The organism is Flectobacillus rivi, from assembly GCF_030056655.1.
Lineage (GTDB): Bacteria > Bacteroidota > Bacteroidia > Cytophagales > Spirosomataceae > Flectobacillus > Flectobacillus rivi.
Genome location: NZ_JASHIE010000013.1, coordinates 1 through 12,768, shown reverse-complemented (window position 1 = coordinate 12,768; position 12,768 = coordinate 1). Strand labels below are relative to the sequence as shown.

The following is a 12,768-nucleotide window of genomic DNA, read 5'->3' as shown; positions in this document are numbered from 1 at the left end:
TATGGAGGAAGTTATCGTGTATGGAGGCGTGTTTGCCTTCTGTGCACTCATTTTTGGGGGCTATTTATGGGTACAATCTAGAAAAGGAAAAAAGGTACAAGCCAAAATTCAGCAAGCCAAAATCGATGGTGTGCATGAGCCTGTATCGCTTTATCCGTTTATCGACCCGAACGCCTGTATTGGAAGCGGTGCTTGCGTAACGGCTTGTCCCGAAAAAGATATTTTGGGTATTGTCAATGGACGTGCTCAATTGGTCAACGCTTCGAGCTGTATTGGTCATGGTGCTTGCTTTCATGCTTGCCCAGTTGAGGCGATTTCTTTAAAAATTGGTACTGAAAAACGTGGTGTAGAGTTACCACATGTTTCTCAAAGTTTTGAAACCAATGTCAAAGGAATCTTTATTGCAGGAGAGCTAGGTGGCATGGGGCTTATCAAAAATAGCGTTGAACAAGGCAAACAAGCCACAGAGTTTATGGCCAAAGGTATTCAAGCTAATCATGGTGCCGAATATGATTTGGTCATTATTGGCGCTGGTCCAGCGGGAATATCGGCAAGTTTGCAGGCCAAGCAAATGAATCTCAAAGCATTGACGCTTGAGCAAGATTCGCTTGGAGGTACGGTATTCAACTTTCCTAGAGCAAAAGTGGTGATGACTTCGGCTATGGATTTGCCTGGGCATGGTAAAGTCAAATTGTCAGAAACTAGCAAAAGTGAATTGCTTACACTTTGGCATACGGTGTTAGAGAAAAATCAAGTGTCAATCATCGAGAATACCAAAGTAGAAGCGATTCAAAAGGACGGACATAATTTTCGAGTTGTTACGAACAATGGCGAAAGCTATTCAACGCACAGAGTTTTGTTAGCCATAGGTCGAAGAGGTAGTCCAAGAAAGTTACAAGTGGAAGGTGAAGGATTAGAAAAAGTAGCATATCGTTTACTCGAACCCGAATTAATCCAGCAGAAAGATATTCTGGTAGTTGGTGGTGGGGATTCGGCTATTGAAAGCGCATTGCTTTTGGCAGAACAAAATAGAGTTATTCTGTCGTATCGTAGCGCCAGTTTTAACAGACTCAAACCCAAAAATCTCAGCAATATTCAAAGGGCAATAGAAAGAAAAATCCTTCGGGTAGAGTTTGAATCGGTAGTAAAATCTATTCAAAATCAGGAAGTTATTTTAGATAAAAACGGAGTTGAAGAAAGCATTGCTAATGACCAAGTTTTCATTTTTGCGGGGGGAGAATTGCCTACGCAATTTCTGAAAAATACAGGAATCGAAATAACCAAGCGGTTCGGTCATGTCATGAAATCGCATACATAACAAAACAAACTTTTACCACTATTATACCTTATTTTAACATATTACCTTCAAGGTTTTCTCTTTCCAAAGAAATCCTTTATCAATTGTTAATCAACAAATTAGCTTTTCACGGAAGGCATTTTGTTGGGCTAATACTATGTTGTTTCTTGTTTTTATTTCATTATCTATCCATCGGGCAACTATCTCCAGGAAAATTGACGAGTGCGCACGCTAAATTGGAAGGAATGTCCAATTGTACGCAATGTCATACTATTGGAGATAAAGTTGCCAATCAAAAATGTCTGGCTTGCCACAAGGAAATTAATAGCAGAATTACAAAAAATAAGGGCTTCCATGTAAGCGCTTCGGTACGTGGCAAGGAATGTATTGTTTGTCACAGTGAACACCACGGGACCAATTTTGATATGGTGCGTTTTGACCAAAAAACTTTCAATCATAATCTCACAGGATTTGAGTTGAAAGGTGCACACAAAACCAAAGTTGTTAACTGCAAAGAATGTCATAAAGCTGATAATATTACGGATGCCTCGGTCAAAAATCGTCGTGAAACTTTTTTAGGACTAGACACCAAATGTTTGAGCTGTCATGATGATTATCACCAGAAAACACTATCCTCCGAGTGTACTTCCTGCCATGATGTTAATAGTTTCAAAAAAGCGCCAGCTTTTAATCACAATACCGCTGATTTTGCGCTAAAGGGTGCTCATAAATCAGTGGATTGCGCATCTTGTCATAAATCAGAAGTTCGCAATAGTCAGAAGTTTGTTCGCTACTCGGGTTTAAGTTTTAACAATTGTAATAGTTGTCATAAAGATGCCCACAAAGGCAGATTTGGTAATAATTGTGAAGCTTGTCATACCGACACCGAAGATTCATTTAACAAAATTGTTCCTACAAGAGCATTCAACCATAGCGTAACAGGATATGCTTTGGAGGGAAAACATCATGAAATTTCTTGTAAAAAATGTCATGATAATTCGAACAGTGCATCGGGTAATTTTCAAGAATTCTCTAAAAAAGAAAACATTACTTGTGTGAGTTGTCATAAAGATGTTCATGAAGGGAAATTGGGAAATGACTGTAAATCTTGCCATAATCAGAACTCTTTTTTACTCAAAAACAAAACTTTCGTAGGCAAATTTGACCACGACAAAACCAACTATCCATTAGTTGGAAAGCATCAAGCAATAGATTGTAAATCATGCCATAAATCAGACTTGACCGACCCCGTTCAGCACAATACCTGTATGAGTTGTCATATCGACAAGCATAATGGAGATTTTGCCAACAAGAAAGAAAAGTACCCAGATTGTGCCACCTGCCATAGTGAAAAAGGTTTTAGTCCATCCAAATTCAATATTGAGATGCACAATAAAGGCGCCTTCAAGCTCGAAGGAGCGCATTTGGCACAACCTTGCTTTGCTTGTCATTTGCAAAACAATAAATGGATTTTTGCCAAAATAAATACCCAGTGTAGCAGCTGTCATCAAGATATTCATCAAGGATTTTTAGATAAAAAATATTACGGTGAAAGATCCTGTGAGGCTTGTCACCAAGTAGAGAGTTGGCAAAAAATAAAATTTGACCATAAAACTACAGGTTACGAACTCAAAGGAGGACATAGCACTGCTCAGTGTGCTTCCTGTCATTTTGATAAAAGTGTGAACCCTGCCGCACAAAAATTCAAAGGACTTAGCAAACAATGTGCTAGCTGTCATGCCAATATTCATGGAAATCAGTTTGAGCAAAAAAGCATTACCGATTGTGCACGGTGCCACAGTGCAAGTACTTGGGACGGCAAACTATTTAACCATGATAGAACTGCTTTCAAACTAGATGGTAAACATCAGGGAGTCTCCTGTGACAAATGCCACGAACAAACCATTACGGTAAATAATCGTTCAGTTAAATTCTTTAAGATACAAAAGTACCAATGCGTAGATTGTCATTTATAATTCTGTTATTGATGTTCGGAAGGCTTGCGGTACTTGCGCAATCGCCTCATGGAAAGAACTTTACGATGGATTGTGCCAAATGTCATAATTCAGGCGGATGGAAATTTGATGCTAAAAAAAGCAAATTCAACCATAGCACCACAGGCTTTGCGTTGTCGGGCCAGCATCAGGCTATTAATTGTAAGGCGTGCCATACAACGTTGACTTTCAAAAAAGCCTCTTCAAATTGTGCTTCTTGTCACACCGACCGCCACAATCAAACGGTGGGTAACAACTGTGCCCGTTGTCACAGTACTCAATCTTGGCTAGTGGGCAACATTACTAAATTGCACGAACAAACGTCTTTTCCTCTCACAGGAGTACATGCTACGATTGATTGTAAAAAATGTCATACTTCCGAAACCAGTCTTCAGTTCAAACCAACAGGTTTAGCTTGTGTTGATTGCCACCGAAAAGATTTTAGACAAACTACCAACCCCAATCATACCAAGCTCAATTTATCCACTGAGTGTAATATGTGTCATAATACCATGACAAGTTGGAAAAATGCCCTTTTCCCAGATCATAACAGTATTTATCCTTTGACTGGCGCACATGCTGCTATTGCCAAAGATTGTCAAAAATGTCATATTGGTGGGAATTTTAATAATACGCCCAAAGACTGTGCGGGATGTCACAAGGCTGATTTTTCTAAAACGAGTAATCCTAATCATACCAAACTTAATTTTTCAAACGATTGTGCGTCTTGCCATACGACCAAACCCACTTGGAAACCAGCTAGTTTTGTAACACATAATAGCATTTTTGCACTAACTGGCGCACATGCTAGCATTGCCAATAATTGCTATGATTGTCATAAAGGGGGGAATTTTAACAATACTCCTAATGATTGTAATGGCTGCCACTCAGCAGATTTCAAGAAAACGAGTAATCCCAACCATCAAACTTTAGGTTTCTCTACAGATTGTGCAAGTTGTCATACCACTAACCCTAGTTGGTTGCCAGCTCGATTTGTTCAGCATGATAATTTTTATCCGTTGACGGGTGGGCATAAAAATATACGCTGTAACGAGTGTCATAAAAATGCCGTTTATACTAACACCCCAAAAGATTGCAATAGCTGTCATAATACCAACTACAATTCGTCTGTCAACCCAAGTCATAAAACCATGAACCTGTCTACTGACTGTGCTTCATGTCATACCACTGCGGTAGGTTGGCGACCAACCAATTTTAATCATAGCACTTATTATCCATTAACGGGTGCACATGCCAGTATCCAAACCAACTGCGTAGCATGTCATAAAGGTGATGTAAAAAATACGCCAAAAGATTGTAATGGATGCCATAATACTAATTATAAATCAACCAGTAACCCGAACCATAATACCCTTAATTTATCCACAGATTGTGCATCCTGTCATACGACAAAAAGTGGCTGGAAACCAACGAGTTTCAATCATAGTACTTTTTATCCATTGACAGGTGCACACGCTGCTATTGCCAACAATTGTGCCTCTTGCCATAAGGGAGACGTAAAAAATACCCCGAAAGATTGTAATGGTTGTCATAATGCCAATTATAATACAACCACAAGCCCTAATCACAAAACTGCTGGTTTTAGTACCGATTGTGCAAGCTGTCATACCACCAATGCAGGTTGGACTCCTGCCAGTTTTAAAGCACATGATGCCTTTTATCCGCTTACGGGTGCTCACGCTACTATTAGTTGTAAGGATTGTCATAAAAACGGGAATTACACCAATACCCCAAAAGATTGCAATAGTTGTCATAATGCTAAGTATATAGCGGCTGTCAACCCTAATCATGTGAGTATGAACTTGTCGAAAGACTGTGCTTCTTGTCATACGACCAAACTAGGCTGGAGACCAAGTTCGTTCAACCATAATACGGTTTATCCATTAACAGGAGCGCACTCAACTATTGCCAATAACTGTACAGCTTGTCATAAAAGCGATGTAAAAAACACACCTAAAGATTGTAATGGTTGTCATAGCGCCAATTACCAAACCTCAGCGAATCCGAATCATACAACTCTCAATCTATCAAGAGATTGTGCAAGTTGTCATACCACTAATGCTGGTTGGAGACCGACCAGTTTCAACCATGCGGTATATTATCCATTAACGGGAGCGCATGCTAGCGTTGCCAATAATTGTACAGCTTGTCATAAAGGTGATGTGAAAAACACACCGAAAGACTGTAATGGTTGTCATAGCGCTAATTACCAAACCTCAGCGAATCCGAATCATACAACCCTTAATCTATCAAGAGATTGTGCATCATGTCATACCACTAATGCTGGTTGGAGACCAACCAGTTTTAACCATGCGGTGTATTATCCATTAACAGGAGCGCACTCAACCATTGCCAATAATTGTACGGCTTGTCATAAAGGTGATCTAAAAAACACACCTAAAGATTGTAATGGTTGTCATAGCGCCAATTACCAAACCTCATCGAATCCGAATCATATAATTCTCAATCTATCACGAGATTGTGCAAGTTGTCATACCACTAATGCTGGTTGGAGACCGACCAGTTTCAACCATGCAGTATATTATCCATTAACAGGAGCACATGCTGGCGTTGCCAATAATTGTACAGCTTGTCATAAAGGTGATGTAAAAAATACGCCAAAAGATTGTAACGGCTGTCATAGTGCTAATTACCAAACTTCAGCAAACCCTAATCATACAACACTCAATCTGTCAAGAGATTGTGCATCATGTCATACCACTAATGCTGGTTGGAGACCGACCAGTTTTAACCATGCAGTATATTATCCGTTGACAGGAGCCCATGCTAGCGTTGCCAATAATTGTACGGCTTGTCATAAAAGTGATGTAAAAAATACACCAAAAGATTGTAATGGTTGTCATAATACTGCTTATAATAACGCTACAAACCCCAACCACAAAGCGGCTGGTATATCTACGGACTGTGCAAGTTGTCATAGCACGAACCCAGGATGGCGACCAAGTACTTTCAATCATAATGTTTATTATCCGCTGACGGGAGCGCATGCCAATATTGCTTCCAATTGTGCCTCTTGTCATCCGAATGGTCGATTCAAAAATACCCCTACAGACTGTAACTCATGTCATAGCGGTGCTTATAACTCATCGGCTAGCCCTAATCACTCAGCTATCAACCTTTCTAGAGATTGTGCATCATGTCATAGTACCAATCCTAGTTGGCGACCAAGTACTTTTAACCATAATTCAAAATATCCATTAGTGGGGGCTCATGCCGCCTTGGCGTCTAACTGTACTGCTTGCCATGCTGGAGGAAATTACAGCCATAATGGCTGTTATAGTTGCCATGCTTCCGCTTATAACCGAGCAACACCAAGTCATACGGCCTCACAATTTCCAACAACTTGCACTGATTGTCATGGTCAGAATGCTTGGAAACCAGCCAATTGGAACCATGATGCGTCTTATTTCCCGATTTATAGTGGCAAGCACAAAGGCAAATGGAATACCTGTACCGACTGTCATACCTCTCCTACTAATTATAGTATTTTCAACTGTTTGAACTGTCATAAAAAGACAGATGCAGACAAAGACCACCGACAAGTTAGAGGCTATAGCTATGATAACAACTCATGTTACGCATGCCATCCGAGAGGTAGTAGTTAGGAAAGTGTTTAAGCTTTTATGTTATCTCTTTTTTGTGATTTTGTCAGTATTAGAATCAAAAGCACAAACCACATACAATGAGGGAGTTGTGACGTATTTCAACTCTGAAAATATTTACGTACGCTTTGATCATGCACAATCATTGCGGGTAAATGATACGCTCGAAATTTTTACTCAAAATCAATGGGTAAAGGGGTTACTCGTAAAAGCAATTTCCTCGAAATCATGCGTCACTCAAAGTATCCTTGGAAGTACCATCGCATTGAATACCCCCGTAAGATATGTTCTAAAAGTGAGTGCCAAGCCTACTGATACAAAGCTAGAAAAAAGCCAAATATCAGTTCAGATAGACACATCAGCTAACAAATCTGTGCCCGCTGTTGCAGTTAGGAAGCAAACTTTCGATGGACGTTTTTATGTTTCATCCTATGGAAATATTGGGTCAGGAGAAAATAATTTTAACCAAATAAGAACTACCTTAAGTTTCGACATCAACAATATCGAAGGAGGTAAGGTATCTTTTCAAAATTATATTACCTATCGACCAAGATTTGGACCAAGTGCTAATACAGGGACTTTCGCCGATGATTTTAAGGTCTATGCACTTTCGTTGAATTATGAATTAAATGCCAAAACCAACCTGACACTCGGACGAAAAATCAGTAATTATATTTCTAATATGGGCGCAGTTGATGGTTTACAAATAGAGCATAAATACAAAAAAATGGTATTCGGCGGCTTTGGTGGTTTTGCTCCTGATTTTTTTGATTATAGCTTTAACCCTTCCTTATTGCAATATGGCGCTTTTGTAGCTCATGATTTTCAGGGTGATAACGGACAAGTACAAACGAGTTTTGCCATAGCCGAACAACGCAATGCCTCCAAGGTAGATAGACGCTTTTTGTACTTACAACACAATAATACGATTGTTAAGAATATGAGTCTGTTTTATTCCTTAGAACTAGATTTATATCAAAACATCAATAATGTACAAACCAATAATATACAACTGACCAGTACATACGTTTCGTTGAGATACCGACCTTTCAAGCGTTTTAATATTACAGCATCTTACGACAATCGTAGAAATGTGATTTATTATGAAACCTATCGAACGTTTATTGACCAACTCATCAATCAAGAAACTCGACAAGGATACCGATTGCAGCTCAATCATAATATGTCGAATTACCTGAGTTGGAATTTTTCAGGATTTTATCGCTTTGAATCCAGCAGACCTGAGCCGACTAAAAACTATGTGATTGGGCTCAATATGGCGCAATTGCTTGGCAATGGCTCCAACCTGAATTTTAATTATAACATGATGAATACCTATTATTTTGATGGTAATATTTTAACAGCTAGATTGAACCAAGATATTCTCAAAAGCAAAGTGTCACTTGAATTTGAATATAGAAAGGTGGATTATACTTTCTTTAGTGATTTTCAACCAAGTCTCAAACAAAATATCTTCGGCATTTCAACTAGCTATTATACTCAAAAGCGCACCTCTATTATGTTATCATACGAGGGTACTTTTGAACCAGATAAAAAGTATCATCGCTATTTTGTTACCTTTTCACAAAGATTTAGAAATAAGAAATAAACGAATAAATATGAAATACGCTAACACTACCCTTATCATTTGTGTACTTGCACTTACAGTAGCCTGTAAATCAAAGCCCAAAGTAGTTGAGGAAGATACCACCAAACCCGTTCCCGCACAGGCCATTGATAGTTCGAGCGCCTTAGCTCCAACTTCTGGCAATAATAGCGCTACCGATAATCAAATGCACGAAGTGGTGGCTATCGAAATACTTCAAGCTCAGCGCTATACCTATATGAAGGTAAAGGAAAAAAATAATGAGTTTTGGATAGCTACCGTCAAATTTGAACCTAAAGTTGGCAATACCTATCTGTACCAAGGAGGTCTACTCAAAACCGATTTTGAAAGCCAAGAGCATCATAGAACTTTCGACAAAATTGTGCTGGTTTCCAACATTATCGACGCATCCTCACACCCAGGTGGTGCAATGGGCAGCGAAATGCCACATAATCATCCGCCAATTGAAACAGAGGCAAATACAAAGGTTGCTCCAGTAAAAGATGCCATTCGTTTGCAGGATTTATTGGCAAATAGTCAAAAATACAACGGTAAAACGGTTTTGGTACAAGGTAAAGTTGTAAAGGTAAATTATGGAATCATGAATCTCAATTGGGTACATATCCAAGATGGAACAAGTATCAAAGGACAAAAATGTGATATTACCATTACTACGACCGAAAATATTCCGATGGGGGCGACTATTGCCATGAAAGGAAAAGTGGTATTGAATAAAGATTTTGGCGCAGGTTATAAATACGATATAATTTTAGAAAACGGAAGTTTGTAATTTTTTCAAATTTTACCCAACCATTGCATTTCAAGTTTCATCTTATAGTTAATTAGCCATAATCATGTTGTACTGACAGATACGATACCTAACCACTCTATAAGATGCAACCACTTGAAAGTAATGAAAAGCTTATCATTCGGGCTTTTGAAAACTATTTAAACTTGGTAAAACGTCAAGAAATAAATCGTCATGGGAAAGAATGCAGTCTTGATGAACTCCAAAAACTAGAAGCCATCTCAACCAGAATCATTGAGATGATTGCAGAAAAATTATTCGAAAATATCACAGGTCAAACACACCATGAAAAACAAGTTCTCATGATTCAAAACCTACAAAGGTTATATCGTTTGAGTGCGTAAAGTAAGCCCCAAGTATGAGACAATACTTGGGGCTATTTTGCTATTTAACCAGAACAATCTGCTGAACAATTTCATCAGAATATTGTTCAATCTGGGTTTCCTCGATAATTTTCTTTGAAGTCGGTACAGACTCTAAGACTCGTAATGCCTTCTCATAAGAAGGATAGAGGCTTTTTGCAGACGGGCGACTTATCAAAATGTCAAAAGTATAATTATGTTCTTGAGCCGTTTGATTCATTAGAGCCAAATACCCATAATTACGAGCAGCCTTTTCTTGAATACCCTCTTCTGTCGCTAAGTCTAAAGACAAAGGTTTTACTAAGTGTTGCTGGTGGTTTTGCCAAGCATATTCAAATTTGAGTGTCAAATCAGGCGACTCAATTACAACATCTTTTTTCAAATATTGCTCAACGTCTTTACTTTTAGCAATGATACTTTTATAGAGTTTTTGGCTAATATACTTTTCATTACGTTGATTTTCTTTGGGTATCATTTCTTCATAATCACCAAAATACAAATCATAGTAGGATTGCGCTAACTCTCCTATGTTTTCTGTATAGCATACTCCTACTCGTATTTCGCTAAACTGTAAAGCAGTGGCATCTTCCAACAAAAACTCACGAGCAATAAAAGCTCGTTGGTCACTTAATAAGTCGTCTGCAAATAAAACCCAATCTTTACTCACCTCTTGGGCTTTTTGCTTAATGCCTTTTAAGTGGGCTTTTACAAGCCATTCTGAAAAGTTTTGATAGGCATGCGATAGCCTTGAAAGTTTAGTAGGAGCATGAAAAACGACTTTCTTTTGTTCTGGAAAAATGAACAAAATACCCACATTCAAGGCTTCTCCTGACGAAGCTGAATGCACGTATCGTAAGAGGCTATATGTGAAGATATTGTTGTTCATTGGAGTATTCCTTTTAAAAGGGTCACAAATTTATAACTATTTTTCTTTGTATATTCTAAATAGCGTTTTAATATTTCAACATCAGGAACAGGGAAATCAAGGTCTTCTAATTGATTGACATACGAATTTAACTTATTAACGTTCAAGCGTTTCAATAATTCCTCGAAGTCATAAAAATAGTTTGCTATAGTTTGTTTACTATGGCTTGATAAAAAGGGATAAAACACATGATTTTGGTAATAGTAGTTCCAATTCATTGTTTCTACATCTTCAATATGGTTTAAATCAATCTCTAAACAAAACTCGTGGTCAATCAAATAAATATCATGATTATCTAATAGCAAGTTGGTTTTTTCATTATATCTTCTATCAAAATTTCTGACCAAATTATCAAAAGCAAATACTGTATCTACACCTGTCAGTCCCTCTAAGGTGCTTTTAGCGATATTTTTTCCAAAATTTATTACTCCTTCTATATACTCACAACCAAAGTTTAAATAAGCTTCTTTTTCTTTTATCTCGGCTTGTAGTTCACTCGGTAGTGTTTGTAAAAAGGCATTTGTAAAACTAATATAAGCAGGAAATGGCGATAATAAATCAAACTCATCAGCCAATGCAACGGTAAGGACATCACGAGCAACCGTTAGATTCTCACGAACTTCTCTTTTATTATAAAGCTTCACAACGAATTGCTTTAATTTTCCTTCTTCGTTCTTAATTGTCACAATAATTGGGCGTGTTCTTCCCCCTTTTGTGATTCGATTATCATAAGATATGGCTTCGTAGATTGGTAACAAGCTGATAAGTGCGTTTTATAAATTTGAAAATAAATATACAAAATTTTGTTCCAAAAGCATTAATCAGAAGGGTTCATAAATGTCCAGTACAACAGAGTTATGATTTAATATTCTACCCCCTTCTCAAATACTTCTGATTAAAGGAATACAATAAGGAAATATTCCAGACAAAGCTTTTACTGCTTGAAATATTGGAGGTGATACTTTTATTCAGAACCGACGAAAGTGAAAATGGACAATTTGATTTGGTCACAGTAAGGGTCGCGTTGGAGAAAAAACCGTCTTCATTATCGAGCATTAAATAAAATAACTGTGGAGCTACTTTTAGGAAGACATCTTTCGTGATTTTAATTTGAGAAATACTGCCATTTACTGTGACAAAATGGGTGGTTTTGGTGGCATCTTCCTCTAGTCCTCTAGAATACAAATAATACATGCCCAGTGAAAAGTTTTTATTAATCATAATAGAGGGCGCCACTTCAGTTGCTAAATATCTTCGAACTTGCTGAATGTCCCTTATTTCATTGTTAATACTCACAGGAATTGTCCGAAAGTTGATAGCGGGGTGTGCTCCAATATGAAGCCTAAATTTACCTTCTGTCAGAACTTTGTATCTCCACCAAAACACAAAACTCCAAGGTTTTCCATCCAAAGCAAATCGAATGAGAGGGTCAAAACTTAATTTATTTTTCCCAATCGATAATTCAAATAACAATGCTGGTTTGCCCAAAGTAAACGATGGAATCAATGACATACCATTGTTAGTAACGACGATATTGCCCGAAAAGAAACTTTGAGGTTTCACCTGTGTGCTATCTTGTACTTGAGAAAATGAAAAGTGGGGCAACAGAAGAAATAGTAAGGGCATAGTACACCCTTGCGAAAGTTTACTCTTAATGTTCATACAGTTTATATAATAGTAATTTGGATAATAACACTACAAAGTTGTCTTATTTTTAAGGTTTTATGAAATAAATTTCATAAAACATACGTCTTACCGAATGTTGGAATTAGACTTATGGTCAAATTATTTATCAAAAAAGCGGTCGAAAATTGTTTTTCGACCGCTTTTTTGATGCTACTATGCTATGGTTGACTCAACTTAAGACGCAATGCTTTGCGTCTCTACAAGTGAAATTCATATTAAAAATAATCACTCACTCAGTCTCAAATCACTAAATTAGAAATGACTCATGTTTTCCTAGTCTTTTATACGAACTCTACTCCACTTCAAACTTTGTTTTGGCTAAATAAGCCTTCTGACTTATTTCCATGATTAATTCATCAAGCTCATGTGCAGAAGTAATGATATGTTCAAAAAACATACGCTTTTCGATTTCTGGCATCAATTTATTGTGTTCAAACATCTGGATA

At 37.7% G+C, this 12,768-nt stretch carries 9 protein-coding genes; 6 read left to right on the top strand and 3 right to left on the bottom strand.

Features of this window, described 5'->3' with window-relative positions:
• The first annotated feature begins 1 nt into the window (after window position 1).
• The 6 genes from QM481_RS17890 (at window position 2) to QM481_RS17865 (ending at window position 9,693) form a co-directional block, all read left to right on the top strand.
• Window positions 2–1,318: an NAD(P)-binding domain-containing protein gene (locus QM481_RS17890; RefSeq protein ID WP_283382728.1), complete on the top strand. Its 1,317-nt coding sequence runs from the start codon at window positions 2–4 to the stop codon at window positions 1,316–1,318.
• Between the two features lie 224 nt (window positions 1,319–1,542).
• Window positions 1,543–3,273, top strand: coding sequence for a cytochrome c family protein (locus tag QM481_RS17885; protein WP_283382727.1), 1,731 nt, complete (start codon window positions 1,543–1,545; stop codon window positions 3,271–3,273).
• Between the two features lie 11 nt (window positions 3,274–3,284).
• Complete coding sequence (locus tag QM481_RS17880; protein ID WP_283382726.1) at window positions 3,285–6,938, top strand: hypothetical protein; 3,654 nt, start codon at window positions 3,285–3,287, stop codon at window positions 6,936–6,938.
• Complete coding sequence (locus QM481_RS17875; protein ID WP_283382725.1) at window positions 6,892–8,544, top strand: hypothetical protein; 1,653 nt, start codon at window positions 6,892–6,894, stop codon at window positions 8,542–8,544. Before QM481_RS17880 ends, QM481_RS17875 begins: the two co-directional genes overlap by 47 nt.
• 10 nt (window positions 8,545–8,554) lie before the next feature.
• Window positions 8,555–9,331: a GW dipeptide domain-containing protein gene (locus QM481_RS17870; protein ID WP_283382724.1), complete on the top strand. Its 777-nt coding sequence runs from the start codon at window positions 8,555–8,557 to the stop codon at window positions 9,329–9,331.
• A 104-nt stretch (window positions 9,332–9,435) separates the two neighbouring features.
• Window positions 9,436–9,693, top strand: a complete 258-nt coding sequence (locus QM481_RS17865; protein WP_283382723.1) for a hypothetical protein — start codon at window positions 9,436–9,438, stop codon at window positions 9,691–9,693.
• 40 nt (window positions 9,694–9,733) lie between these two features.
• Here the strand turns inward: QM481_RS17865 and QM481_RS17860 are convergent, their stop codons facing one another.
• The 3 genes from QM481_RS17860 to QM481_RS17850 form a co-directional block, all read right to left on the bottom strand.
• Window positions 9,734–10,597, bottom strand: coding sequence for a DUF3037 domain-containing protein (locus QM481_RS17860; protein ID WP_283382722.1), 864 nt, complete (start codon window positions 10,595–10,597; stop codon window positions 9,734–9,736).
• On the bottom strand, window positions 10,594–11,394 hold the full coding sequence (locus QM481_RS17855; RefSeq protein WP_283382721.1) for a HipA family kinase: 801 nt from the start codon (window positions 11,392–11,394) through the stop codon (window positions 10,594–10,596). The genes QM481_RS17860 and QM481_RS17855 overlap by 4 nt, the downstream gene beginning before the upstream one ends.
• A gap of 112 nt (window positions 11,395–11,506) precedes the next feature.
• Window positions 11,507–12,298: a hypothetical protein gene (locus tag QM481_RS17850; protein ID WP_283382720.1), complete on the bottom strand. Its 792-nt coding sequence runs from the start codon at window positions 12,296–12,298 to the stop codon at window positions 11,507–11,509.
• Window positions 12,299–12,768 lie beyond the last annotated feature (470 nt).